At 66.9% G+C, this 23,773-nt stretch carries 24 protein-coding genes, 1 tRNA gene and 2 pseudogenes; 18 read left to right on the plus strand and 9 right to left on the minus strand.

Going from position 1 to position 23,773, the window contains the following annotated elements; all coding sequences use genetic code 11:
• Positions 1-48: 48 nt before the first annotated feature.
• Positions 49-585: a protein phosphatase CheZ gene (locus ACFQE0_RS25075; protein WP_378974507.1), complete on the plus strand. Its 537-nt coding sequence runs from the start codon at positions 49-51 to the stop codon at positions 583-585.
• 70 nt (positions 586-655) lie between these two features.
• A complete protein-coding gene (locus ACFQE0_RS25080) occupies positions 656-1,450 on the plus strand; it encodes a creatininase family protein (RefSeq protein ID WP_378974510.1) in 795 nt (264 codons plus the stop codon).
• Here the strand turns inward: ACFQE0_RS25080 and ACFQE0_RS25085 are convergent.
• Complete coding sequence (locus ACFQE0_RS25085; protein ID WP_378974513.1) at positions 1,434-2,243, minus strand: glycosyltransferase family 2 protein; 810 nt, start codon at positions 2,241-2,243, stop codon at positions 1,434-1,436. The two genes, ACFQE0_RS25080 and ACFQE0_RS25085, sit on opposite strands and share 17 nt — an antisense overlap.
• Before the next feature lie 478 nt (positions 2,244-2,721).
• On the opposite strand from ACFQE0_RS25085, the gene ACFQE0_RS25090 reads away from it, so the two are divergent.
• Together ACFQE0_RS25090 and ACFQE0_RS25095 are read left to right on the plus strand one after the other, a co-directional pair.
• Positions 2,722-3,282: a sigma-70 family RNA polymerase sigma factor gene (locus tag ACFQE0_RS25090; RefSeq protein WP_378975693.1), complete on the plus strand. Its 561-nt coding sequence runs from the start codon at positions 2,722-2,724 to the stop codon at positions 3,280-3,282.
• Positions 3,279-3,929, plus strand: a complete 651-nt coding sequence (locus ACFQE0_RS25095) for an NrsF family protein (protein ID WP_378974515.1) — start codon at positions 3,279-3,281, stop codon at positions 3,927-3,929. The genes ACFQE0_RS25090 and ACFQE0_RS25095 overlap by 4 nt, the downstream gene beginning before the upstream one ends.
• A gap of 46 nt (positions 3,930-3,975) precedes the next feature.
• On the opposite strand, the gene ACFQE0_RS25100 is transcribed toward ACFQE0_RS25095, so the two are convergent.
• On the minus strand, positions 3,976-4,497 hold the full coding sequence (locus ACFQE0_RS25100) for a YcgN family cysteine cluster protein (RefSeq protein WP_378974518.1): 522 nt from the start codon (positions 4,495-4,497) through the stop codon (positions 3,976-3,978).
• A 223-nt stretch (positions 4,498-4,720) separates the two neighbouring features.
• Here ACFQE0_RS25100 and ACFQE0_RS25105 point away from each other — a divergent pair, with 223 nt between their 5' ends.
• The 3 genes and pseudogenes from ACFQE0_RS25105 (at position 4,721) to ACFQE0_RS25115 (ending at position 8,235) form a co-directional block, all read left to right on the plus strand.
• The gene (locus ACFQE0_RS25105; RefSeq protein ID WP_378974520.1) at positions 4,721-6,967 is read left to right on the plus strand and encodes a transglycosylase domain-containing protein; all 2,247 of its coding nucleotides are present in this window, start codon (positions 4,721-4,723) and stop codon (positions 6,965-6,967) included.
• A 10-nt stretch (positions 6,968-6,977) separates the two neighbouring features.
• A pseudogene (locus ACFQE0_RS25110) lies at positions 6,978-7,648 on the plus strand (DUF1214 domain-containing protein).
• Positions 7,636-8,235 (plus strand): DUF1254 domain-containing protein, encoded by a 600-nt coding sequence (locus ACFQE0_RS25115; RefSeq protein WP_378975695.1) that lies wholly within the window; start codon positions 7,636-7,638, stop codon positions 8,233-8,235. The pseudogene ACFQE0_RS25110 and the gene ACFQE0_RS25115 overlap by 13 nt, the downstream one beginning before the upstream one ends.
• Before the next feature lie 10 nt (positions 8,236-8,245).
• On the opposite strand, the gene ACFQE0_RS25120 is transcribed toward ACFQE0_RS25115, so the two are convergent.
• Positions 8,246-9,028 (minus strand): hypothetical protein, encoded by a 783-nt coding sequence (locus ACFQE0_RS25120; RefSeq protein ID WP_378975697.1) that lies wholly within the window; start codon positions 9,026-9,028, stop codon positions 8,246-8,248.
• A gap of 104 nt (positions 9,029-9,132) precedes the next feature.
• Positions 9,133-9,318 (minus strand): hypothetical protein, encoded by a 186-nt coding sequence (locus ACFQE0_RS25125; protein WP_378974523.1) that lies wholly within the window; start codon positions 9,316-9,318, stop codon positions 9,133-9,135.
• A gap of 401 nt (positions 9,319-9,719) precedes the next feature.
• Here ACFQE0_RS25125 and ACFQE0_RS25130 point away from each other — a divergent pair, with 401 nt between their 5' ends.
• Together ACFQE0_RS25130 and gshB are read left to right on the plus strand one after the other, a co-directional pair.
• Positions 9,720-10,007 (plus strand): hypothetical protein, encoded by a 288-nt coding sequence (locus ACFQE0_RS25130; RefSeq protein WP_378974525.1) that lies wholly within the window; start codon positions 9,720-9,722, stop codon positions 10,005-10,007.
• Between the two features lie 31 nt (positions 10,008-10,038).
• On the plus strand, positions 10,039-10,995 hold the full coding sequence (gene gshB, locus ACFQE0_RS25135; RefSeq protein WP_378974528.1) for a glutathione synthase: 957 nt from the start codon (positions 10,039-10,041) through the stop codon (positions 10,993-10,995).
• On the opposite strand, the gene ACFQE0_RS25140 is transcribed toward gshB, so the two are convergent.
• A complete protein-coding gene (locus ACFQE0_RS25140) occupies positions 10,992-12,527 on the minus strand; it encodes a cation:proton antiporter (RefSeq protein WP_378974531.1) in 1,536 nt (511 codons plus the stop codon). The two genes, gshB and ACFQE0_RS25140, sit on opposite strands and share 4 nt — an antisense overlap.
• A 100-nt stretch (positions 12,528-12,627) precedes the next feature.
• On the opposite strand from ACFQE0_RS25140, the gene ACFQE0_RS25145 reads away from it, so the two are divergent.
• From ACFQE0_RS25145 to ACFQE0_RS25165, 5 genes are all read left to right on the plus strand, one after another.
• Complete coding sequence (locus ACFQE0_RS25145) at positions 12,628-14,223, plus strand: gamma-glutamyltransferase family protein (RefSeq protein WP_378974532.1); 1,596 nt, start codon at positions 12,628-12,630, stop codon at positions 14,221-14,223.
• 56 nt (positions 14,224-14,279) lie between these two features.
• Complete coding sequence (locus tag ACFQE0_RS25150) at positions 14,280-15,008, plus strand: YoaK family protein (protein WP_378974535.1); 729 nt, start codon at positions 14,280-14,282, stop codon at positions 15,006-15,008.
• Between the two features lie 96 nt (positions 15,009-15,104).
• Entirely contained in the window at positions 15,105-15,500 is a 396-nt protein-coding gene (locus ACFQE0_RS25155) for a hypothetical protein (RefSeq protein ID WP_378974538.1), read from the plus strand.
• A gap of 156 nt (positions 15,501-15,656) precedes the next feature.
• On the plus strand, positions 15,657-17,342 hold the full coding sequence (locus tag ACFQE0_RS25160) for a methyl-accepting chemotaxis protein (protein ID WP_378974540.1): 1,686 nt from the start codon (positions 15,657-15,659) through the stop codon (positions 17,340-17,342).
• Between the two features lie 76 nt (positions 17,343-17,418).
• Complete coding sequence (locus tag ACFQE0_RS25165; RefSeq protein WP_378974543.1) at positions 17,419-17,685, plus strand: DUF6894 family protein; 267 nt, start codon at positions 17,419-17,421, stop codon at positions 17,683-17,685.
• 4 nt (positions 17,686-17,689) lie between these two features.
• Here ACFQE0_RS25165 and ACFQE0_RS25170 read toward each other — a convergent pair whose 3' ends face one another.
• Positions 17,690-18,064: a hypothetical protein gene (locus tag ACFQE0_RS25170; RefSeq protein WP_378974545.1), complete on the minus strand. Its 375-nt coding sequence runs from the start codon at positions 18,062-18,064 to the stop codon at positions 17,690-17,692.
• A gap of 169 nt (positions 18,065-18,233) precedes the next feature.
• On the opposite strand from ACFQE0_RS25170, the gene ACFQE0_RS25175 reads away from it, so the two are divergent.
• On the plus strand, positions 18,234-18,818 hold the full coding sequence (locus ACFQE0_RS25175; RefSeq protein WP_378974548.1) for a PAS domain-containing protein: 585 nt from the start codon (positions 18,234-18,236) through the stop codon (positions 18,816-18,818).
• 7 nt (positions 18,819-18,825) lie between these two features.
• Here ACFQE0_RS25175 and ACFQE0_RS25180 read toward each other — a convergent pair.
• From ACFQE0_RS25180 to ACFQE0_RS25190, 3 genes are all read right to left on the minus strand, one after another.
• Positions 18,826-18,912: transfer RNA gene (locus ACFQE0_RS25180), tRNA-Leu, on the minus strand.
• 34 nt (positions 18,913-18,946) lie between these two features.
• Complete coding sequence (locus tag ACFQE0_RS25185) at positions 18,947-20,152, minus strand: FAD-dependent monooxygenase (protein ID WP_378974550.1); 1,206 nt, start codon at positions 20,150-20,152, stop codon at positions 18,947-18,949.
• A gap of 16 nt (positions 20,153-20,168) precedes the next feature.
• Complete coding sequence (locus ACFQE0_RS25190) at positions 20,169-20,423, minus strand: zinc-finger domain-containing protein (RefSeq protein ID WP_378974552.1); 255 nt, start codon at positions 20,421-20,423, stop codon at positions 20,169-20,171.
• A gap of 210 nt (positions 20,424-20,633) precedes the next feature.
• Here ACFQE0_RS25190 and map point away from each other — a divergent pair, with 210 nt between their 5' ends.
• From map to ACFQE0_RS25205, 3 genes and pseudogenes are all read left to right on the plus strand, one after another.
• Entirely contained in the window at positions 20,634-21,458 is an 825-nt protein-coding gene (gene map / locus ACFQE0_RS25195; protein WP_378974554.1) for a type I methionyl aminopeptidase, read from the plus strand.
• A 7-nt stretch (positions 21,459-21,465) separates the two neighbouring features.
• Positions 21,466-22,205: pseudogene (gene radC, locus ACFQE0_RS25200) on the plus strand (RadC family protein).
• A 105-nt stretch (positions 22,206-22,310) separates the two neighbouring features.
• A complete protein-coding gene (locus ACFQE0_RS25205; RefSeq protein WP_378974557.1) occupies positions 22,311-23,747 on the plus strand; it encodes a circularly permuted type 2 ATP-grasp protein in 1,437 nt (478 codons plus the stop codon).
• Positions 23,748-23,773: the final 26 nt, after the last annotated feature.

Here is a 23,773-nt window from a genome sequence, read left to right on the forward strand (position 1 = left end):
GGGGGCGGGCGAGGCCTGCAAGGCCATCCGGCATCGAGGGTTGATCAGATGTCCGACGCGCAGCGGAGACGTTCCGCAGACATTCGTGAATTCGAGTCGGCGACGGTAGTCTCCGAACTCATACAGATCGCCGAGTACATCACGCATATGCGTGACGAGATCTCGGCATTGCGCGCCAACGAGATGACCCGCGACCGTATCCCCATGGCGCATGAGGAGCTGGGCAGCGTCCTCAATGCCACGGCCGGTGCGACCAACCGGATCATGAACGCCGCGGAATCGATACTGAGCCTCCCGGACGGACCGGAACACCGGCCCGCCATGGAAGAACATATCGGCACGATCTTCGAGGCCTGCGCCTTCCAGGACATCACCGGGCAGCGCATCTCCAAGGTCGTCAGCGCTCTCCAGAGCTTCGAGCAGCGCCTGGACCGGTTCATCGGCGCCGTCCGGGCTCGGGATGCCGCCATCTCCGACCCGGCCGAGCGCGCCCGTCGCGAGCGTGCCTCCGAGCTCATGCTCAACGGTCCGCAGGCGGTCGAAAGCGCACCCAGCCAGGACGACATCGACGCCCTGTTCGCCTGATTCTGTCGACTCCGGCACGAGGGGACGGCTAAACCGTTTCCTCTCCGGCAGCGGAAGGAATTGAAGAGGCATGGCGGCGCGGCTTTGGTCCGACCTCACCACCGTCGAGATCGCCGCCCGCGACATGTCGCGGACGGTCGCAGTTCTACCCGTCGCCGCCTTGGAGCAGCACGGGCCGCACTTGCCGCTCTCCACCGACATCGACATCGCGCTCGGCTATCTCGACCGGGTGAGGGCGCTGACGCCCGCCGATCTCGACGTGCTGATCCTGCCCGTGCAGACGATCGGCAAGTCGGACGAGCATGACGACTTTCCCGGCACGCTCAGCCTCACCACCGCCACTGCCCTCGCGGCCTGGACGGAGATCGGCACGGGTGTCGCGCGGGCGGGTTGCCGCCGCCTCGTCATCGTCACGAGCCACGGTGGCAATTCGGCCTTGATCGACATCCTGGCGGGCGATTTGCGCGCCAAGCTCGGGCTCGTCGCGGTGACGACCTCGTGGAGCCGCCTCGGCTATCCCGAGGGGTTGTTTCCTCGGAACGAGATCACCCATGGCATCCATGCGGGCGGAATCGAAACCGCGCTGATGCTGGCTCTGCGTCCCGACCTCGTGCGCCGGGACGCCATCGATGACTTCCCCTCGCGCGGTGCCGAATTGGCGCGAGACTACACCGTCCTCCGAACCGGCCGCCCGGCGGCGCTGGCATGGAAGGCCGGGGATCTCAATCCCTCGGGTGCGATCGGCGATGCCCGGCTCGGCACGGCGGAGGCCGGCCATGCCTTGCTCGACCATGGCGCGGCCGTCTTCGTCGAGCTTCTGCGCGATGTGAGCCGGTTCGGTGAGGGCGTCAGGTCGCCCAGGTGAGCAGCACCTCGACCACACAGGGGTCCGGGCGGGCGAACGAACTCGCAAGCTTAAGCCGTTCCATGATCTTCTGGGTCACGGCGTCTGCTGCCGCCAAGTCGGCCTCGATCCCCGGCGGCTGCTCGCCATAAAAGGCGCTGCGCAGGAGTTTGAGGGCGCCGCAGTTCGGCCTGATCCGATAGAACACGCCCGGTTCATTAAAAAGCGTTCCGACGCGGCAGGTCTGCGTGATGGCCCGCATCAGGGCAACGTCCTCCCCGCCATACCGCCGGAAAAGCTCATCCTCCGGAAAGCCACCCGCGTCGATCAGCACCTGACGGCGGACGACGACGTTGCTCTGCACCGTGAACGTCACCAGCGTCCACGCGGCTTCGAAGTCCGGGCGAGCGAGGTACGCGCGATCGAGTCCGATCGGCTTCAGCGCCATGCGGACCACCGCGAGATCGGACATGCCGTCGAGGGCGCCGACAGCGGCAGTCAGCGCCTCGGGTTCGTAGAGATCGTCGGCATCGAGGAACGCGATTAGATCGGCTTCGACGTAGGAAAGGCCGATATTCCTGGCGCGTGCGGGGCCGCTGTTGTCCGGCAGCCTGATCAATTCGATCCGGCCATCGGCCCTGGCGGCCAGAGACTCCACGAGCGCAGCCGTATGATCGGTCGACGCATCATCGATCACCAGCACGCGCCGACATCTTGGAGATGCGAGTGCGCTTCTGATGCTCGCTTCGATTGTTGTCGCAGCATTATGCGCGGGCATGATGACATCGACAAGGCTGGGCCCGATTTTAGGCATGCAAAACGCTCCTGAGGCGCTGCATGTTTCTCACTAAGATCGTTGATGCGAAAGTTTTTGATCAAAAAAATATTTATATAGCAATATTTTCAACCACCAATATACAAGACAGAGAAATTACTACTTTAAATCTAGTATCGGCGCGTTCGGGCCGATAGGCGAGGTAACTATCGCCTGCGCCATCCGAAAAGGTCTGCAAGGGCGCAGGTCTGCGTCCCGCCGGAACATGCCGATCATGAGCCCCGTCCCTTCCTCGCCTGATTTTCACGCCGCCATCCGGGATCGACAGGCCCATCGTCGCACGTGGTCCTCTCGCAACGGCCTCGGGCCGCGGAAGGCTTGCACCGCAGCGGCAAGGGAAAGCTGAGCCATGGCCAGCTCACTCGCGCTCGCAGCTGGAAGCTTCGTGCCCGTCGGTCGCCCTGCCCGTCCGCCTGCGCTAGAAAGCGCGCGAGGGGAGAAGCGGACCGACACCGGCATGGCGCTCGACGAAGAATTGGCGAGCCTGATGATCGCGACGCAGGCAGGCGATGCCGCCGCCTATCGCGCCCTGCTCAAGACATGCTTGCCGGTCGTCGCGGGGTTCGCCCGCTCGCAGGGCGTGCGCGGCGACGCGGTGGACGACGTCGTGCAGGACACATTGATGACCCTCCATGCCGCGCGGGCGAGCTACGACCCTGCCCGACCCTTCCTGCCGTGGCTGCGCGCCATCACCCAGCGCAGGGCCATCGACCGCATGCGCCGGATCGCGCGGCGTCCGCATGAAGTGTTCGATCCCCTCGCTTACGAAGGGGAGATCGATCCCCTCCCCGCTCCCGGCGCGGGTCTGGAAATGCGCGAGCGTGGCGCCGCTCTCGCGCGGGCGGTGGCGGCCCTGCCTGATGGACAGCGACAAGCGGTGGAGCATCTGGGCTTACGTGAGTTGAGCCTCGAAGAGACGGCCGCGCTTACCGGGCGGACCAAGGGAGCCCTGAAGGTGAACCTGCATCGCGCGCTCAAGGCGCTGCGCGCCAGCCTGACCCTGGGAGGAGAGCGATGAGTGCTCGCCACGACCGGCTGGTCGAGGAACTTGCCGGGCGCCTGGAGCCGGTACGACCGTTGCCGCGCCCCTCCCTTCGGGCTGGCCTGTGGCTCGGGTCAGCGCTGCTGATCGGTTTACTGCTGGCCTCGCGTCTCGCGATGGTCGGGCTCGACGCCCATGCGGGCCGTGCGGACCTGTGGCTGCCCACCATCGGAGCGGCCTTGACCGCCATCGCCGCCGCCTATGCCGCCTTCGCCACCTCGGTGCCGGGCCGCTCGGCCGCCTGGGCGCTGCTGCCCCTGCCCCCCGCGATCCTGTGGGTCGGCGCGGGCGGGCTCGGGTGCCTCAGAGCCTGGTTCTCGCCGGGCATCGATCCGGCCGAGACGCACGAAGCGGTTCATTGCTTCGGCTTCCTCGTCTGTGTCTCGATCCCGCTCTCGCTGCTGATCGTCATGATGTTGCGGCGGGCCTGCCCGCTTCGGCCGAACCTGACGGCGGCCCTGGCCGGTCTCGCCGTCGCCGGAGCGGCGGCCACGCTGATCGTGCCCTTCCACCCACAGGAAGCCACGTTCTCGGACCTGCTGATCCATGGCGGTGTCGTCCTGGGTGTGATCGGCCTCAACACCCTGGCGGGTGGACGACTCCTCTCGACGGCGCGAAGCTAGAGCATTTTCCGCCGAAAGGGACGCCAGTTCGGCGCAAGAGGACGCTCTAGTCCTCGTCCTCAGGACGGAGTGCGGGCCATTCCACGATCCGGTCGGGATACTCGTCCTCGCCGAATTCCTCTTCGGTGCCCGCGATGCGCCCGCGCACGGACATCCCGGCCTCGTGGACGCTCGATCGGCTACCCGAAACCAGCGGGTGCCAGGGATAAAGCGGCTGGCCGTCGCGGACGAGGCGATAGGCGCAGGTCGGCGGGAGCCAGGGGATCGTGCGGACCGCCTCCGGTGTAAGGCGCACGCAATCGGGCACCTTCTTCTGGCGGCGTGGGTAATCCCGGCAGCGGCAGGCGTAGCCGTCGAGGAGCGTGCAGCCGATATCGGTGTGCAGTACCTCGCCGGTATCTTCGTCCTCGAGCTTGATGAGGCAGCACCGGCCGCAGCCGTCGCACAGGCTCTCCCACTCGGCGGGAGACATCTCCTCGAGGGATTTGGTCTGCCAGAACGGCTTGTCGACGCTCGGAGAATCCGCCGCAGGCTCGGAACGGGCAGGCTTGGAGGGAGGCATGGTCACGCGTCCGTCTGCCCGAGCCGCCGTCCTCTGGCAAGCGAAACGCTCCTCGCGTCCCGCCGCCGCCGCATTCTGCGCGTTAACCTCGTTGCGGGTCCTGCGCCTAGGGAATGGGCCCAGGACGGGCCACTCGCGTTAACCTCTGCATCGCTTCGCCTCGCCGTGACCGCGCAAGCCTGCTAAGACAGGGCAGCCGAAAGGGCGCCCGAACTCCGGATCCGATACCGTGCGCCTGCCCAACCTGAACGCGATCAAGACCCGCATTGAGCGCGCGGCTCTGGCCTTCGATGCCTGGGTCAACGCGTCTCTCTACGACAGCGGTCAATCGACTGGTGCGGCTTACGAGCGTTACCAACGCTTCATGAGCCGCTTCGCCGTGCGCGGCTGGAAGCGGATTGGCCTCGATCTCACCAGCGAGGTGATGACGCTGGGCACGGGCGGCATCCTGCTGATGCTCGCCATGGCGCAGCCCGCTTTCCGGCTGACCAGCGACAACTGGCTGAAGCAGCAGGATCTCGCCGTCACCTTCCTCGACCGCTACGGCACCGAAGTCGGGCGGCGCGGCATCAAGCACGACGATTCCCTGTCGCTAGACCAGTTCCCCGACATCATGATCAAGGCGCTGCTCTCCACGGAGGACCGGCGCTTCTACGACCATTACGGTATCGACCCGATCGGCACCGCCCGCGCCCTGGTCAACAACTCGCGCGGCGGCGGCAACACGCAGGGCGGCTCGTCCATCACCCAGCAGCTCGCCAAGAACCTGTTTCTGACGAACGAGCGCTCCCTGGAGCGCAAGGTCAACGAGGCGTTCCTGGCCTTCTGGCTGGAGAGCCACCTCACCAAGAACGAGATCCTGAAACTCTACCTCGACCGCGCCTATATGGGCGGCGGCACCTTCGGCGCGGTAGCGGCAGCGGATTACTATTTCGGCAAGCCGCTGAAGGACATCAGCCTCGCCGAAGCCGCGATGCTCGCGGGTCTTTTCAAGGCGCCGACGAAGTACGCGCCGCACGTGAACCTGCCCGCCGCCCGTGCCCGGGCGGCCGACGTGTTGCACAACATGGTCGAGGCAGGCTTCGTGACGGAGGGCCAGATCCAGACGGCGCTCCGCAATCCCGCGACGCCGGTCACCCGCACGCGCGACATCACAGCCGACTACTATCTCGACTGGGCCTTCGGTCAGGTGAAGGCCATGGCCGACAGCGGAAAGATCCGTGACCGTGTGCTGACGGTGAAGACGCCTCTCGATCTCGCCGTACAGAAGCGTGCCGACGAGGTCGTGGCCGACATCCTGCGCAAGTCCGGTGATGCCTATGACGTGGACGAGGCCGCGATGGTCATCCTCGATCCCGATGGCGCCCTGCGCGCCATGGTCGGCGGTGCGGATTACGGCGAGAGCCAGTTCAACCGCGCCACCGACGCGCAGCGCCAACCAGGCTCGTCGTTCAAACCTTATGTCTACGCGGCTGCCCTCGCCTCGGGGCAGTTTAAGCCGGACACGACGGTGGTCGATTCACCGGTCTGTATCGGGAATTGGTGCCCGCAGAATTACGGCCGCTCCTATTCCGGCCGTCAGCCCATGTGGCTCGCCGTCGCGAAATCCGTGAACACGATCCCGATCAAGATCTCGATCCAGCTGGGTAAGGCGATGGGGATCAGCCACGAGGCCAAGGCGGCCAAGGCGGGCCGGGCGAAAATCATCTCGATGGCGCACAGCATGGGCATCACCACGCCGCTCATCGATACTGTTTCGCTTCCCATCGGCTCGGACGAGGTAACCGTGATCGACCAGGCGGCGGGCTATGCCGTGTTCGCCAATGGCGGCTTCAAGGCCAAGCCCTACGCGGCGACCGAGATCCGCAATTCGCAGGGCGAGGTCGTGTATCGCCATTCCGACGAGGCCCCCGAGCGGGTACTCTCGCCCCAGGTCGTGGCCGATATGAACTTCATGCTGAACAAGGTGGTGGAAGAGGGGACCGGCCGCCGGGCGCAGCTCGAAGGGATCAAGGTCGCGGGCAAGTCGGGCACCACGAATGCGTATCGGGATGCCTGGTTCGTGGGCTACACCGGCAATTACGTCGCTGCCGTCTGGTACGGGAATGACGACCACACCTCGACCAACAAGATGACCGGCGGCTCCCTCCCCGCGCAGACCTTCCATGACGTGCTGGATCCCGCGCACAAGGGCATCGAGATCAAGGGCCTGCCCGGACTGAAGGACAGCCCGAAGGCTGCCGCGCAGCAGGCATCCGGCGGCGCCACCGCCCCGGTCGATCCCAATGCCAGCGCCTTCGGCAAGCTGTCGCGGCGTTCCTTCGAGGTGATCGGCGGACTGAACGGACTGTTCAAGGGCGCCGAGCGTCCCCGCGCGGGCGCCAAGCCGGGCTCCGATGATCGCGCCTCCGTTGCGCCTGCCCGCGAGGTCGCCGAAGGCGCTCGCGCGGTGGGCGGTCGCATCGCCGTGCCGTAAGGCAGCGCGCATGAAGCTCGCGTTTTCCGAGCAGGCCGCTCGCCTGCCCGCATCCGCCGAAGTCGCGGGAAGTGTCCTCGCCCGCATCGTCCGTAAGAGCGGCACGCCGCTCCTGATTCTCTACGCCCTGGCGCTGGGGTCGGTACTCGGACTTGCCAGCGCCGATTGGGCAACGCGTGGCGGCTACCGCTTCGGCGGGGTGCGCATCGGGGCCTGGGTCGCGTGGCCCCGCGCCGGGGCGCTCAACGCCGACCCCTATACCCGTGCCGTAAATGCGCGGCGGGGCGAGGTCCCCCTCGCTATCGGCGAAGGTTTGCTCCTGACCGCTGCGGAGGACGATGAAGGTCGCGCCCTCGATGCAACCTGCGCTTACGAGATCGGCGGTGCCGTTCCCCCGCCCGCGCCTGGACGATCACCGTCGCCGGGCGCGGCAAGCGGGATCCCGAGCGTCCGCATATTCGCGATGGCTTCACCTCCACCGAGGTGTTGCGGCAGCAGGATGGGCGTTTCGTCATCATGCTGGCTCCCGACGTCGAACCCGGCAACTGGCTTCCGAGCCCGCGGACGAACGGCCCGATGCGTCTGGCCCTGCGCCTCTACGATACCCCGGCCGCGGCGAGTGTCGGCTCGCTCGACAGGAACGTCGTGCCCTCCATCGTCCGGAAGGGCTGCGCCTCGTGAAGCTGCGTCTCGCCTACGCCACCCTGGCAGGCCTCGTGCTCGCCGGGATCGTCCACATCGCGGCGGTGCTGGCCATCCCACGGCTCGCCGAGACCGATGCCGTCTCCCGCGCCCGAACCAGCGAAAATCTGGACCATCCGCAGGTGGTCTTCGCCCCCGCCATCGGGGACACCCCCGCGCCGCAGGAGGCGTGGCTGCCGATCCCCGATCCGGCGGTGGCGGTGGGCGTGTGCGCCTACGATCTCGCGGACGGGCCGATGCGTGTCTCTGCACGCACGGGCGCCCTCGCCCTGTCGCTGGCCGCCCACGGCCGCCAGGGCTCCTTCTACGCGGTGACGGATCAGGCGGCGGTGCGCGGCGCCCTCGACCTCGTGATCCTCACCCGCGCCCAGTACGATCAGGCGCTGGCCGACGACGACGAGAGCGAGCCGAGCCGCGACGTACGCATCGTCGCGCCGGAGATGCGCGGCTTCGTGGTGATCCGCGTGATCGCCAGCCTGCCGAGCCAGCGCGAGGGGGCGAACGCGGCCGTGCGGGCCGTGTCCTGCACGACCGATTCCGCAGGTGACGACGCTACGCGGCGCTGAAATACCCCGGTCAGTATTTGACGACGAGCGGCGGCTGAGCGGCGACGGCAGGAGCGGGGACGAGACCGCAGCGGATTGCCGCATCCGCGGGAACGACCGGGTCGAGGAGCGGGCGCCGGGCCGTCAGCATCGCCAGCGCACGCTCGGCCTCGACGGCGGCGGGATCCGGCGTTTCGGCATAGAGATGCTCGAGCGCGTAGCGGTATCCCTCGATTCGTACGCCCGTTTCCAGGCGGACCCACGCGATGAGGCAGCGGTTCTCGGCGACGCGCATCGCGGCCTGCCGCACGTCCCAATCATCGAGGGTGCGCGCGAAGGGCAGGCTCTTCAGCCGTCGCGCGTCGGCATCGACCACCCGAACCGCGAGTGCGACGAAAGCCGGAATCAGGCGGGCATCGGCGACGGCGTCGTCCGACAGGCGGCGATAGCGTGAGACCGGAGAGAGGGCGTCCCCCGTCCGCAGGGAGGCGTGGTACCCCGCGGGATCGTCCGGGCGCCACGAGGGCGGCAGCACGCGGGCACGTGTCAGGTTTGCGAGGATGTCCAGGAAGGCGTCCCGCGTCATGGCGGGCATTAGGAAGCGCCAGGAGCGGTTGCGCAGATCCTGCTCATCGTCGGTGAGCGGCGAGGCCGAGGCCGGAGCGTGGCGTTCCCCCGCGGCGAGGGTGCCTGTTGCATCGATCAGGCTGTTCCAGGCGCCCGCCTTGGGCCGCCCGAAATCGCCCTGCTGAGCGCAGGATGCGAGAACGCCGATGGCGAGGCCGACAGGCAGGAGGCGAAACGGAATTGTCATGGCGCTGAACGGGGCTGCGGGCATGCGTTCGCATCCGCCGGCCGCGCCGGACGCGTCATTCGGTCTGGACGTTCGCGCGGGCGAAGGGGGCGGGCTCGTCGCGCTTAAGACGCGCGGCGCTCGTACCGGACGCCGAGGAACAGGAGGATCTGACCGCGCGCCTCGCTGGAATCGGGTGCGGGCCGGGCTGGACGCTGCGTCAGGCCGGGGAACGGGATCACTACGCCTTCGGACGGCGTCTGAACGGTATCCGGGGTGCTGCTTCGCTCGATTTTTCGGTGGCGGTTCATGGTTGGGCTCCTGTCGGCGATCCGGGCGGGTTGCCCAGGCCCGGCAAAGGGCGTCGGCAAGGGCGTCGTCTAAGAGTGGGTCCGAATTCTGGTCTTGTGCTTCGCGATGAGATCATCACGGGATGGTTAACAGAAGCTTGAGAGGTCCATCGCGCGGTGCAACTCAAGTGGCGCGGGGTTTGCTTGGAGAGGGGGCCCATGGCGGGCGTTTCCTCCCTGTGACTGGCCCTGCCCGAATGCGGGCGGGGCCTTTTTCAAGCCTGCCCCAAGCCGCCGCATTTCTGCAACGCGCGACACAAGTGGCCTCGGGGGGTGCTTGCCTACCGCCCGGCTGGCCCGATATGCCGACGCAACGCGGGCGGTCTTCCGCCCCTCAAACCGGTGTTTAAGGACAAGGCTGGATGCGACTGGTTCCGGACCATTCCCTTCGTTTGCCGCGTGCCGCTGCGCTCGCCGCGCTCACGTTCCTGGCGCTGACGGCGGGTCCAGCCTACGCGCAGAGAGAGGACCAGGGTCTTCAACTCGGCTGCGCGGACGATTATTTCCGCCTCTGCATCGGCGTCGATCCGAACAGCCCCGAGGCCGACCGCTGCATGACCCGCAACCGCGCCCGCCTCTCGGCCAAGTGCCGCGCGGCCATCGGTGATTACGACCGGCGGACGGGCAGCAAGTCGATGCCGAACAACTGATGCGCGCGTAACGAGCGCCGGAAGAGCCGCCATGAGCCTGACCGTCGCGGTCCAGATGGATCCGATCCAGAACATCCGGATCGCGGGTGACACGACCTTCGCGCTGCTGCTCGAAGCACAGCGCCGGGGGCATCGGCTCGTCCACTACACACCCGACCGGCTCTCGATGCAGGGTCGGCGGGTGACGGCGCGGGTCGAGGCTCTGACCGTTCAGGACGTGCAGGGCGATCACTTCACCCTGGCACCCCCGGAGCGGATCGACCTTTCCGAATGCGACGTGGTGCTGATGCGCCAGGATCCGCCGTTCGACATGGCCTATGTCACGGCGACGCACATGCTGGAGCGGATCCACCCGAAGACGCTGGTCGTGAACGATCCGTCCGAGGTCCGCAACGCTCCTGAAAAGCTGTTCGTCCTCGACTTCCCTGAACTGATGCCCCCGACCCTGATCAGCCGTGACCGCGCGGAGATCGAGGCGTTTCGCCTGGAACACGGCACGGTGGCGATGAAGCCCCTGCACGGCCATGGCGGCGCGGCGGTGTTCAAGGTCACCGAGAAGGACCCGAATTTCGGTTCGATGTTCGACCTGTTCGCCACGACCTTCAAGGAAGCGTGGGTGACGCAGCGTTACCTCGACCGGGTGACCGAGGGCGACAAGCGCATCATCCTCGTCGACGGCGTTCCCATGGGCGCGGTGAACCGGGTGCCTGCGGCGAACGACATCCGCTCGAACATGGTGCGCGGCGGTGCCGCCTCGGCCTCCGAACTTACCGAGCGTGAGCGCGAGATCTGCGCGACGATCGGTCCGGAGCTGGCCCGCAGGGGGCTGATCCTCGTCGGTATCGACGTGATCGACGGTCACCTCACCGAGATCAATGTCACCTCCCCCACCGGCATTCGCGCCATCGAGCGCCTCGGCGGCCCCAACCTCGCCGTGGCCGTGTGGGATGCCATCGAGACGCGCATCGCCACGCGCAAGGCGAGCTAGAGCTTCGTTCTCGGCGTCGCGCTGAGTTCGGCCCAGTCGAACTCTTCCTCCAACAGGAAATAGGCGTCGTCGCCGATTTCGCCCTTCCGGCGCATCTCCATCACCTTGTCGCGGGCGGCGAGCACCGCGTTGAGGCGCGATGCATCGGCGGGAAGGCTCTCCGGGGCGAGCCCTTCCTCGTGCGCTTCGGCTTCGGCGAGAGCCGCGCGGAATTCCGCCCGAAGCGCGTCAGTGGCCGCGCAATCCTCGAAGGATTCGAGGGTTTCGAGCGCTGCGCCATAGGCAGCCGCGCGCGCACGGCCGACTTCGCGCCCGACGGGATCGTCATCGGGCAACTGCAGGACTTTGAGGAGCGGGCTGAGGGTCAGTCCTTGCAGGACGAGCGTCCCGAGCACGGTGGCGAAGGCCGTGAACACCACGAGGTCGCGGTGCGGGAAGTTTCCCGGCAGGGCGAGGGCCGTCGCGACTGTAACGATGCCGCGCATGCCCGCCCAGGCGACCGCGACACCTGCTCCGAGCCGCGCCCGGTCGCCATCCGGGCCGAGCCCGAACCCACGGAGCCCGCTTGTCGGCAGCACCCAGGCGATGCGGACCACCGTAACGGTGAGGAAAACGCCGATCGCCAGCAGGATCGCCTGCCATTGGTCGGCGCCATTCAGCCGTTCCAGAATCGGGTCGATCTGGATGCCGATCAGCACGAAGGCGAGCACGTTGAGCACGAAAACCGCCGTGTCCCATACGGCGTAGGAGACGATCCGCGCTCTCGGCGCGGTGACGCCCGGGGCGCGCCGCGCCACCATCATCGCGAAGGTGACGACGACGAGGACGCCTGACAGCTCGATCTTCTCCGCGGCGAGCCAGAGGCCGAAGGCGGCGACGAATTGCAGCACGATGGCGGTGGGCGGGTCATCGACGCGCTTGCGCACAGCCACGAAGACGAGGCCGAGCAGCGGCCCCACGATGACGCTCGCCACGACGCCGAGCAGGAAGCCGGGGGCGACTTCTGAGACGGCCATGGAGCCCGTCATCGCGGCGCTGACGGCAAGACGGTAGAGCAGCAGGGAGGCCGCGTCGTTGAGCAGGCTTTCGCCGCGCAGGATGGTCGCGAGCCGGTGGGGCATGGGCGCATGCCGCAGCACGGCCAGCGCCGCCACGGCATCGGGCGGGGCGACGATGGCACCGAGCGCGATACAGGCCGCGAGCGGCATGTCCGGCACCACGATCGTCGCGACCACCGCCACGGCGAGGCTCGTCACCACCACGGCGCCGACCGCGAGCCCGAGCACCGGCTGCCAACTCGCCCGCAGATCGCGCAGCGACGCACCGAAGCCCGCATCGAGCAGGACCGGCGCGAGGAACAGGGCGAGGGCGAGTTCCGGATCCAGTTGCAGGTTCGGCACGCCGGGGACGAAGGCGAGGCAGATGCCGCCGATGGCCAGGAAAGCCGGGTAAGGAGCACCGAGACGGCGCGCGAGCCCGGTCAGGACGACCGCGCCGAGCAGCACCGCCACGGTCCATTCGAAGATGAGCATATCCCCGACATAGGGCGGAAAGCGTCGTACGACGGCGGGTATGGGCTTTGCTTTGGCCGGGTCGCTCGCCTATTCGGCATCAGAGCCAGCCGGACACGCCATGCCCGAGACACCGATCTTCTCGTCAGCCTCCGTCGCCGCCCCGCATAGCCTCGCGGCTCAGGCGGGGCAGACCGTCCTCGCTCAGGGCGGCAACGCCATCGAGGCGATGGTCGCCATGGCGGCCTCCATCGCCGTGGTCTACCCGCACATGAACGGCCTCGGCGGAGACGGCTTCTGGCTGGTGCGCGAGCGCGGTGGCCGGGTACGCGGCATCGAGGCCTGCGGCCCGGCGGGCCGGGGTGCGACGATCGCCCGCTACCGGGAAAAGGGTTACGACGCCATTCCGCCCCGCGGTCCGGAGGCGATGGTCACGGTCGCGGGCGCGGTAGGCGGCTGGGATCTGGCGCTGCAATTGTCGAAGGCTTTGGGCGGGCGCCTGCCGCTCGAGACGCTGCTCGCCGACGCCACCGCCCAGGCCCGCAACGGCGTGCAGGTATCCGCGAGCGAGGCCCGCTACAAGCCCCAGGCTGGCGACACGCTCCACGAGGCCCCGAACTTCGCCGCGACCTTCCTGAAGGACGGAAAGCCTTTTCCGGCCGGCGAGACTCGCCGCCTTCCGGCTTTGGCCGCGACCCTCGAGCAACTGGCCCATGCCGGGCTCGACGATTTCTACCGCGGCGACGTCGGCCGCGAGATCGGCGCCGATCTCGAACGCCTCGGCGCGCCCGTGACCCGGGCCGACCTGAACGATTATCGCGCCGCTGAGCGGGCGCCGCTCATCCTGCGCCGCCGGGACGCGACGCTCTACAACTTCCCGCCGCCGACTCAGGGGCTGGCGGCGCTCATCATCCTCGGCCTGTTCGACCGTTTGGGGATCAAGGAGGGTGAGACGGCTGCCCACTATCATGGGCTGATCGAGGCAACGAAGCGCGCCTTCGCCATTCGCGACCGGGTGGTGACGGATTTCTCGCGCCTGCGCCACGACCCGGCAACCTTCCTCGACGCCGCCCGTCTCGCCGCCGAGGCGGCGCGGATCGATAGCGGCCGCGCCGCCTCGATCCCGGTCGTCTCGCATACCGGCGACACGGTATGGATGGGCGCCATCGACAAGGATGGCCTCGCGGTCTCCTACATCCAGTCGGTCTACTGGGAGTACGGCTCGGGCACGGTGCTGCCGAAGACTGGCCTCGCATGGCTGAACCGCGGCGTGTCGTTCTCCCTCGATCCGGCCTCGGTGAATCCGCTGGAGCCGGGGCGGCGCCCGTTCCACACGCTGATCCCCGCTTTGGCCCATTTCGACGATGGCCGCGTGATGGCCTACGGCTCGATGGGGGGCGACGGGCAGCCGCAATTCCAGGCACAGATCTTCGCGCGCTACGCCGATTACGGGATGTCCGTGGCCGACGCGATCGACGCGCCGCGCCTGCTCTACGGCCGGACCTGGGGTGCGCCGTCGCTCAGCGTGAAGGTGGAGGATCGGTTCGATCCGGCCTGCATCGCCGCTTTGGAGCGCATGGGCCATGAAATCGAATCCGTGGGCATGCCCTACAGCGACACGCTCGGCCATGCCGGCATGCTGGTGCGCCATCCGAGAGACGGCCGTATCGAGGCGTCGCACGATCCGCGCTCCGATGGCGGCGCGGTCGGTTTGTAGCGGTTAAGGCTTTGGCGTCTATGATGGCTTCCCGTTTTTAGACGACTGCCGTTCCCATGCTTGTTCGTGAAGGCACCGAGAGGACGTATCGGGTCGATGAGCGGCTGGCGCGCGCGTTCGCCGCCATCGCGGGGGCGCTCAACGTCGCCGGTTTCTATGCCTTCGGCACCTTCTCCTCGAACATGACCGGCAACGTCTCGTCGCTGGCCGATCACCTCGGCCTTGGCGAGCTGCGGATGGCGCTGTTCGGATTGTTGATCGTCGTCGCCTTCGTCGCCGGGGCGATGGCGGCGACTTTGCTGATCGATGCCGGGCGGACGCGCCACCTGCCGGGGGTCTATGCCTACGGTGTGCTCACCGAGGCGCTGATGCTGACGCTGCTCGGCATCCTCGCGCCATTCCTCCCGGAAGAGGCACGCGGCGCGGTGCTCGCCCTCGGCCTCAGCTTCCTGCTCGGACTCCAGAACGCCACCGTCACGCAGATCACCAATGCGCGGGTGCGGACCACCCATGTCACCGGCACGGTCACGGATATCGGTATCGGCCTCGCCAACCTGATGGAGCGCAACCCCAATATCGACCGGGCGCGACTCCGGCTGAATCTCGTGACCGTCGCGGCCTTTCTCGGTGGCGGCATCGTTGGCGTGGTCGTGTTCCGGCTCATCGGCACCGGTCTGCTCGTCGCCGCCGCTGGGCTACTGGCGGCCTTCGCCATCCCGACCATCGCGACGGCGCGGCGAAGCCGTAAGGCGGACACTTTCGCGCTCTCCCAAGCTGAACAATAGCTGCCAATCGACTTCAGGGCCGGTGCAGGCGCCCTCCTTCATTCTCCTCTCCATGGCCGGAACAGCCCGGCCGACACGATGCGAGAGGGATAGGCCATGAAGACGATTGCTACCCTGGCCGCCGCTACCCTGGTCATGGTCGGGACCCTCGGCGCGCCGCAGGCGCAGGCCCGCGACGGCGGCGCCATCGCCGCCGGGGTGATCGGCGGCCTCGCGGCCGGTGCCCTCCTCGGCGCGGCCGTCTCCAACGCCCAGGCCGAGCCTGCCTATGGATACGGTTACGGCTACCGCCAGCCCGCCTACGATTATGCGCCGCCGCGCCGCGTCCGCACCTACGAGGTCTATGACGGCCCGGTCTATCGCAGCGAACGCGTTGTCCGCCGGTACGATGCCGGTCCGGATTACGGGTACCGTTCTGCCGGTTACGGCTACGGATATGGCTCCCACCGCGAGCGCCATTGCGACCGGCCCTATGGCTACGACGCTTGGTAACTAAAGTCCTTCCACCCCGCGACGGCGTGTGAGCCGTCGCGGGACCGGATGCATAATTCCTATCGATGGGCTTGGCTCGTTTGAGCGCAATTTAGTCAAATTTCATTTTGTACTTTTATGCATGCTGCCAGCTTTGAGAGACTCGGCTGGGCTCACATGAAAGTTTCCATCAAGTCCGCCCTCGCCGGCATGTTCGGCTTCGCGGCAATCGTCGCAGCTGGGCAGGGTGTCGTTGCGGTTCGTAACCTGCTCGAACTCCAGCAGAGTGTCGCCGCGATTGGCAGGGTGCAGCTCCCAGCCGTCAATGTCGTCAACCAGATCAACACGGCGACGCGGGACCACCGGGTCAAGCTGTACAGGCTGGTCCTTTCCTCCGACACGCCGCAGGCCCTCGCGGAGAATCGCACGACGCTCGATGGTGTGAGCAACGCCATCGACAAGCTGCGCCGGGACTACGAGGCCTTGCCGAACTCGGAGGCGGAGCGGGCGCTCTACGAAAAGTTCTCGACGCTCTGGAAGAGCTACCTCACCAAGCAGCAGAAGGTCATCGATCAGGTCGCGGCGGGCCAGAAGGACGAGGCTTTGGCGACCCTTCTGGGCCCGGACCTTCTCAAGCTGGCGAGCGGAGCCTCCGACGCGCTGAAGTCCAACGTCTTGATGAATCAACAGGAGGCGGAGGCGGCCGCCGCAGCCACGATCGCGGATGCCGATGCGGCCGTTCGCACGGTTACGATCGCCGCCGGTCTCGTCACGCTCTTATCGATCCTCGCGGCCATCTTCGGCTTCCTGTGGATCGCGCGGCCGATCCAGCGCATGACCGGCGCGATGGAGAGCCTCGCCGCCGGTGATACGGCAGTGACTATCCCGGGCGCGGGCCGAAAGGATGAGATCGGCGCCATGGCGGCCACCGTGCAGGTGTTCCGCGACAACCTCGTCCATGCTCTGAACCTCGAAGAGGAAACGCGCGCCGCGCGCCTCTCGGCGGAGGAGCAGCGCAAGGCGGGCATGCGCCAGATGGCGGATGGGTTTGAATCCGCTATCGGCGGCATCGCGGCCTTGGTTTCCTCTTCGGCCACCGAGTTGCAGGCTACGGCGCAGGCCATGTCTGGCACGGCCACTCGGACGGCCGAACAATCGACCACGGTCGCCCTCGCAGCCGAGGAAGCGGCCGCCAACGTGACCACCGTCGCGGCCTCGGCGGAAGAATTGGGCTCCTCCGTGCAGGAGATCGGCCGACAGGTCTCGGGCTCGGCGGAACTGGCCCGCAAGGCGGTGCAGGAGGCGAGCGAGACCGCGGCCTCTGTGAAGGAGCTGAACGAAGCCGCTTCGCTCATCGGCGACGTGGCGACGATGATCGCCAACATCGCGGGACAGACGAATCTCCTCGCCCTGAATGCGACCATCGAGGCCGCCCGCGCCGGAGAAGCGGGGCGAGGCTTCGCGGTGGTTGCCACCGAGGTGAAGGAGCTCGCTGGCCAGACCGCGCGGGCGACGCAGGACATTACCTCTCAGATCGCCCGCATCCAGTCCTCGACGGGCAACGCCGTGCGCGCCATCGACACGATCGGCGGGCGCATCCGCGAAATCAGCGGCGTGGCGACCGCCATCGCGGCGGCTGTCGAGCAGCAGGGTGCGGCGACGCAGGAGATCGTGCGCAACGTGACTCAGGCGGCGTCCGGCACCGACGAGGTGACGGCGACCATCACCCATGTCGCGGGAGCGGCCGAGGAGACGGGTCTGTCGGCATCTCAAGTGCTCGACGCCGCTTCCGAACTGTCGCGTCACGCCGAGCGGCTCCAGGCCGAGATGACTCGCTTCGTGGCGACCGTGCGCGCCGCGTGAGGCTACCCACCCAAGCCGGATGAGACGAACCAAGCCCTCCGCGTTATGCTTGTACAAGGCATGACGCGGAGGGCCGATGCCACGCTACTTCTTCCACACGCATATCGGCGACGACGTCGTGGTCGATCCCGAAGGCCGCGAACTGGACGATGCGGATGCGGCCTATGAAGCCGCCAAGGTGCTTGCGCTGCAATTGCTTCAGGGCGCGGATGCCGATCCCGATCTGCTCAAGGCGGTTCTCTTCGTCTCAGACGACTCGCAGGATCTCGTGCTGGAATTTCCCCTGACGGAGGCACTGGTGGCCGAGCCCCTGCCCAATTCCGGGGGCGGCACGATCCACTGACCGTTCAGTCGGATAGGCGTTCGGCGCTCAGGCTGAGATGGGCTTTGAGTAGGCTTTCGATGATGGCCGCCAGAGCCTGTCCCTGTGGCTCGTTCCAGTTCTTCGCAAAGAATTCAGCGATCGTCGTGTCGTTTGGGGGTGGTTCCCTCGCGTCTTGCTCAACGGTTTGAGCGCGCACCCGGCGGACGCGGACAGCCGATATCGGCTCCTGGAAAAGGAACCATTCAGACCCATCCGGGTCCGTAAAGAAGAGATGAGTTTTTAAACCTGTGTTAAACGCGTTAGTTGACACGCCTAACGCATCGGCAATCTGCTGAAGCGTCGTCTCCTCGGGACAATGTATTCGATAGGGTCCGTCTTTCGGCGATCGCGCGATCATTTGTTCTTGCTCTCACGTGCTGGAGAAAATGTGATCAGCGTGCCTTGGATATTTGTGAGAGGTTATTTTTAGTTTGGAACCATTCGGCTTGCGTGTATTTATAATCCCTGTCCGACAGTGATGACCACAATCCATGCCGCGACCAAGATCCCAGCCGGTTCTCGCCTTTGTGCCCGATGCCTTGAGCGCATCGCAAGTCGGTGTGTGGGAGACAGACTTCCAGAGTGACCTCACCTTCGGCGACGCAACCTTAGCAGCCTTGTTCGGGGTTGATCCGTTGGATGCGGCGAACGGGCTGCCTCTGGCGGACTACATCCGGAATGTCTCCCTTGAAGACCGCGAGATGTTGTTCGATCGGCTCAACCATGTGCGGTTGTCCGGTGGGATGTTCGTGGTCGAGTATCGCACCCATCCGACTCCCGATGATGTCCGGTGGGTGCTTGCACGGGGGCGCTACGAGCGCGACCCGCGCACCGGGGCGATGATGGGCCGGGGCATCGTCATCGACATCACGGACAGCAAGCTCAACGGGCAGATGTCGGACCGCGCCATCTTCGTGATGCCCGATCGGGGTGAGGCCGCCTTGGATCGGATCGCCAGTCTCGCGATCATGGTGCGGCGGGAGATCGATGAGCTCGGCGAACGCGAGAGCTCGCCCCTCCGCAAGGCGATCGACACTTTGCTGTGGGCCGTGGGCCGCGCCCTGGCAGCGGCGCAAACCGCACAGAGCGATCGGAAATCTCGCTTCAACTGAACAATGATGGTGCGGACGGCGGGACTCGAACCCGCACGGCCTTTCGGCCGCAAGATTTTAAGTCTCGTGCGTCTACCGGTTCCGCCACGTCCGCATAGCCGCACCGGTAGCCGCCGCGCTCGCCGCAATCAAGCGGGTGGCGTCCATCCGTAGACCCAGGCGTAACGTTCGCGCATGCCTGTTGGCCCGAGTCGCCGCATCACCGCATCGCGCACGAGGCTGACGACCCCGCCCGCGTGATAGCTGCGCCCGTTGGTCCGCGCCGCCTTCTGCACCTGCCTGACACGGGTTTCGCGCGCCTGTGCATAGGCATCCAGGGCCTGCGGCACGCTTGGTGCCTGCGAGAGGCAACTCGTCAGTACCGCCGCGTCCTCAATCGCCAGCGCTGCGCCCTGCGCGAGGTACGGCAGGACCGGATGACCCGCATCACCCAGCAACGCGATCCGCCCCCGCGCCATCGGATGCGGCGCGGGCCGGTCGGCCAGCGACCACACCAGCCAGGAATCCGGCAGGCTCAGCAGATCCCGTAGGGGTCCAGCGCAGCGGCGGAAATGGGCGCGCAGCACGGCGGGTTCGCCCAGGCGGCCCCAGCCCTTCTCGCCCACCGCCTCGGGGACGATGGCCACGACGTTGAGAAGGCTTCCACCGCGCACCGGGTAATGCACCACGTGCCGTCCGCGCCCGAGCCAAAGCCCGGTCGCCTCGCCCTGCAAGGTTTCCGGCACGGCTTCACGCGGAACGAGCGCCCGCCATGCCGCCGCCCGGCCGGGCCGGAGCGGTGCGTCGTCGAAACGGCGGCGCAGGACCGAGCGCAGCCCGTCCGCCGCGATCAGCAGATCGAAGTCGAGCTTCTGTGTGCCGGTGCCGGTCTCCGCCGTGAGGCTCACTCGCTCCGAGCCCTCATGCGCCTCATCGGCGGATCGGCCCATCAGCAGGCGGATGCCGGGCCTCGCCCGCACCGCATCGAGCAGCAGGGTCTGAAGGTCGGCCCGGTGAATCACATAGTAGGGCGCGCCAAATTGCTCGCGCGCCTCGGCGCCCAGAGTAACGCCGCCGATCCGGCGGCCACTCTCCAGAGAGCGGACCTCGACACCCGGCGGTTCGCTTGCCGCGCGCCGCATCGCAGTGGCCAGGCCGAGGCCCGCCAGCACCCGGCTGGCATTGGGCGAGATCTGAATGCCCGCGCCGACTTCGCTGAACCCGGTACGGCGCTCGATCAGCGTGACGGCGTGGCCCGCGTCGGAGAGCGCGAGCGCAGCCGTCAGGCCGCCTATACCGGCGCCGACGATCCCGATCTCGAGAGGCGTGGAGTGTGGTTGCGGTCCTGAGGACACCGCCAGCGAGCGCCGCCTAAGCCGCCTTCGCCGAATCGTCGTGCCAGACGCACTCCGCCGGATCGGCCGCTCCGGCGCCCAGCGACGGCTGGTAACGGTAGAGCGTCGAGCAGTACTGGCAGATGATCTCGTTGTCCGCGCCCATGTCCAGGAACACGTGCGGATGGTCGAACGGCGGCAGCGCGCCGATGCACATGAACTCCTTCGCGCCGACCGAGATGGCCGGGACGCCGGGTTCGTTGTGGAAATGCGGTACCGACTTGCCTGCCATCCGGCCCTCACCTGCCCCGCCAACGGGGCCTGTCCGCCTGCGCTTATGCCGCCCCGCCCCCCAGCCGCGCAAGGGAGGCGATGCATGAGCCTCGCGGACAGGACATGCCGCTTGCGCAACGCCCGACGCCCATGGCGCTTGGCCTCCCGCCTGACGCACCGTACATAGAGACCACCGCCAGTACGACGATCCTACCAGAAACCTCTGATCATGATGCAGGAACAGGCGAGCGCCCAGGCGCGCCGGGCGCCGGAGCCGCCGATTCACGGCCCGGAGGATTTTGCGGGGATGCGCCGCGCAGGGCACCTGACCGCACAGGCGCTCGACCTCTTGATGGAGGCGACGCAGCCGGGCGTGACGACGGATGCTTTGGACAAGCTGGCCTTTGAATTCGCCATGGATAACGGGGCCTATCCAGCGTCCCTGTTCTACCGAGGCTACCCGAAGTCGATCTGCACCTCGATCAACCACGTCGTGTGCCACGGCATCCCCAACGACAAGCCGCTGCGCGAAGGCGACATCGTCAATCTCGACATCTGCCTGATCCTCGATGGATGGCACGGTGATTCGAGCCGCATGGCGTATGTCGGCGAGGTGCCGCGCAAGGCGCAGCGCCTGTGCGAGATCACCTACGAGGCGTTGATGCGCGGCATCGCGGCGGTGAAGCCCGGTGGTTCCACCAACGATATCGGCCGTGCGATCCAATCCTTCGCCGAGTCGGAGCGCTGCTCGGTCGTGCGCGATTTCTGCGGCCACGGCCTCGGGCGGATCTACCACGACGCGCCGACGATCCTCCACTATGTGGAAGCGAGCTACGATGTGCCGCTGAAGCCCGGCCAGTTCTTCACCATCGAGCCGATGATCAATCTCGGCCGCCCAGCGGTGAAGGTGCTGGGCGATGGCTGGACTGCCGTCACCCGCGACCGCTCGCTATCCGCTCAGTTCGAACACACGGTCGCCGTCACCGAGACGGGGGTCGAGATCTTTACGGCCTCGCCCAAGGGTCTGCACCAGCCGGTCAACCCGGCGGCCTGAGGCGGGCGTGGCACGCTCGCCGTCGCGGCGCGGCCCGGGTTTCAGCGAGGGTGCGGCAACGCCCGCGCTCTCCGTCCCTGTCGAGGAACCGCATTACCTCGGCCACCGGGATCGCCTTCGAGACAAGTTCACCGAGGCGGGGGCGATGCCCTCCCCGATTACGAATTGCTCGAGTTGCTTCTCTTCCGGGCGATCCCTCGCCGGGACGTGAAGCCGCTGGCCAAGGCGCTGATTCGCCGTTTCGGCAGTCTCGCCGAGGTGCTGGGCGCCGAACGGGCGCGGCTGTTGGAGATCGACGGAATCGGGCCGAGCGTCGTCACCGATCTCAAGCTCGTGGAAGCTGCCGGGCGGCGGCTCGCCCGGGGTGAGATCCGCGATCGCGACGTTCTCGCCTCATGGACCGCCCTCACCGAATACCTGCGCGCCACCATGGCCTTCGCCCCGCGCGAGGAATTTCGCATCCTCTTCCTGGATAAGCGCAACCACCTCATCGCCGACGAGGTGCAAGGGCGTGGCACCGTCGATCATACGCCCGCCTATCCCCGCGAGGTGGCGCGCCGGGCGCTCGAACTCTCCGCGACGGCGATCATTCTCGCCCACAACCACCCCTCGGGCGATCCCAGGCCTTCGGCGGCCGACGTGTCGATGACGCGGGAGATCGTCTCCGTCCTGGCGCCATTGAACATCGTGGTGCACGATCACGTGATCATGGCTCGTAACGGTCACGCGAGCCTGAAAGGCCTATAGCTCTTCTAAAAGCCCTGGCCTTTGGCAAGCGCGGCTTCGGCCGCTACGTATCGGCCATGGCGCGCCTCTTGCCTTGAGAGCTTGAGCGTGTGGAGGGAGCAAAGCATGGCTGCCACAGCCTTCGATGAAATGACCGGCCTTGGCGGCCCAGCCGATCCGGCCACCCTTCGCGAGGCCTATGGACGACTGAAGACTTGGCTCGACTCGACCCCGGCGGACCATTTCAACACTCGCCGCAGCCAAGCCGAACTGCTGTTCCGGCGCATCGGCATCACCTTCGCCGTTTACGGCGACACCGAGTCTACCGAACGTCTGATCCCGTTCGACATCATTCCGCGGGTCATCACCCGGCCGGAATGGGATTTCCTCGAGCGCGGGCTGAAGCAGCGCGTCACAGCGCTCAACATGTTCCTCAAGGACGTCTACGGCGCCCAGGAATGCATCAAGGCCGGCATCATCCCCGCCGACCTCGTGTACCGGAATGCCCATTACCGCATGGAGATGCGCAATTTCCGGGTGCCGCACGATCTCTACGTCCATGTGGCGGGCATCGACATCGTCCGCACCGGCGAGAAGGACTTCTTCGTGCTGGAGGACAATGCCCGGATTCCCTCCGGCGTGTCCTACATGCTGGAAAACCGCGAGGTGATGCTGCGGCTCTTCCCGGACCTGTTCTCCAAGCACCGCGTCGCCCCCGTCGAGAACTACCCGGATTCCCTGCTCGCGACCCTTCGCAGCCTCGCCCCCGCCTCGGCGACGCGCGACCCGACCGTTGTTCTGCTCACCCCCGGCCGCTACAATTCGGCCTTTTACGAGCATTCGTTCCTGGCCGATAAGCTGGGCGTCGAACTGGTGGAGGCTTCCGACCTCTTCACCAAGGATGACGTCGTCTACATGCGCACCACGGAAGGCCCGCGCCGGGTCGACGTGATCTATCGGCGCCTGGACGACGACTTCCTCGATCCGCTCGTCTTCCGGCCGGATTCGGTGCTCGGCGTGCCGGGCATCATGAACGCCTACGAGCGCGGGTCGGTCACTCTCGCCAATGCGGTGGGCACCGGCATCTCGGACGACAAGGCGGTCTACAGCTACATGCCGGAGATCGTGAAGTTCTTCACCGGCGAGGATCCGATCCTGCACAACGTTCCGACCTATCGCTGCCGCGAGAAGGAGGCGTTTGCCTACGTGATGGACAACTTGTCCGAGCTGGTGGTGAAGGAAGTGAACGGGTCAGGCGGCTACGGGATGCTCGTCGGCCCCCATGCGAGCAAGCGCGAGATCGACGACTTCGCCAAGAAGTTGCGCCACGCGCCGGACGGCTTCATCGCCCAGCCGACGCTGTCGCTGTCCACCTGCCCGACCTTCGTCGCCTCCGGCGTCGCGCCGCGCCACGTGGATCTGCGGCCCTTCGTGCTCTGCGGAGCGGATGAGATCCGCATCGTCCCCGGTGGCCTTACTCGCGTCGCCCTCAAGGAAGGATCCCTCGTCGTGAATTCGAGCCAGGGCGGGGGGACGAAGGACACCTGGGTGCTCGACGCCTGACCGCCACTTCCACAAGACCGCGTAAG

The organism is Methylobacterium komagatae, from assembly GCF_042661665.1.
GTDB classification, from domain to species: Bacteria; Pseudomonadota; Alphaproteobacteria; order Rhizobiales; family Beijerinckiaceae; genus Methylobacterium; species Methylobacterium komagatae.

Coding starts and splice junctions, on each gene's coding strand:
- ACFQE0_RS25075 (WP_378974507.1), top strand. CDS start 49: ATGTCCGACGCGCAGCGGAGACGTTCCGCAGACATTCGTGAATTCGAG.
- ACFQE0_RS25080 (WP_378974510.1), top strand. CDS start 656: ATGGCGGCGCGGCTTTGGTCCGACCTCACCACCGTCGAGATCGCCGCC.
- ACFQE0_RS25085 (WP_378974513.1), bottom strand. CDS start 2,243: ATGCCTAAAATCGGGCCCAGCCTTGTCGATGTCATCATGCCCGCGCAT.
- ACFQE0_RS25090 (WP_378975693.1), top strand. CDS start 2,722: ATGGCGCTCGACGAAGAATTGGCGAGCCTGATGATCGCGACGCAGGCA.
- ACFQE0_RS25095 (WP_378974515.1), top strand. CDS start 3,279: ATGAGTGCTCGCCACGACCGGCTGGTCGAGGAACTTGCCGGGCGCCTG.
- ACFQE0_RS25120 (WP_378975697.1), bottom strand. CDS start 9,028: ATGACAATTCCGTTTCGCCTCCTGCCTGTCGGCCTCGCCATCGGCGTT.
- ACFQE0_RS25125 (WP_378974523.1), bottom strand. CDS start 9,318: ATGAACCGCCACCGAAAAATCGAGCGAAGCAGCACCCCGGATACCGTT.
- ACFQE0_RS25130 (WP_378974525.1), top strand. CDS start 9,720: ATGCGACTGGTTCCGGACCATTCCCTTCGTTTGCCGCGTGCCGCTGCG.
- gshB (WP_378974528.1), top strand. CDS start 10,039: ATGAGCCTGACCGTCGCGGTCCAGATGGATCCGATCCAGAACATCCGG.
- ACFQE0_RS25140 (WP_378974531.1), bottom strand. CDS start 12,527: ATGCTCATCTTCGAATGGACCGTGGCGGTGCTGCTCGGCGCGGTCGTC.
- ACFQE0_RS25145 (WP_378974532.1), top strand. CDS start 12,628: ATGCCCGAGACACCGATCTTCTCGTCAGCCTCCGTCGCCGCCCCGCAT.
- ACFQE0_RS25150 (WP_378974535.1), top strand. CDS start 14,280: ATGCTTGTTCGTGAAGGCACCGAGAGGACGTATCGGGTCGATGAGCGG.
- ACFQE0_RS25155 (WP_378974538.1), top strand. CDS start 15,105: ATGAAGACGATTGCTACCCTGGCCGCCGCTACCCTGGTCATGGTCGGG.
- ACFQE0_RS25160 (WP_378974540.1), top strand. CDS start 15,657: ATGAAAGTTTCCATCAAGTCCGCCCTCGCCGGCATGTTCGGCTTCGCG.
- ACFQE0_RS25165 (WP_378974543.1), top strand. CDS start 17,419: ATGCCACGCTACTTCTTCCACACGCATATCGGCGACGACGTCGTGGTC.
- ACFQE0_RS25170 (WP_378974545.1), bottom strand. CDS start 18,064: ATGATCGCGCGATCGCCGAAAGACGGACCCTATCGAATACATTGTCCC.
- ACFQE0_RS25190 (WP_378974552.1), bottom strand. CDS start 20,423: ATGGCAGGCAAGTCGGTACCGCATTTCCACAACGAACCCGGCGTCCCG.
- map (WP_378974554.1), top strand. CDS start 20,634: ATGATGCAGGAACAGGCGAGCGCCCAGGCGCGCCGGGCGCCGGAGCCG.
- ACFQE0_RS25205 (WP_378974557.1), top strand. CDS start 22,311: ATGGCTGCCACAGCCTTCGATGAAATGACCGGCCTTGGCGGCCCAGCC.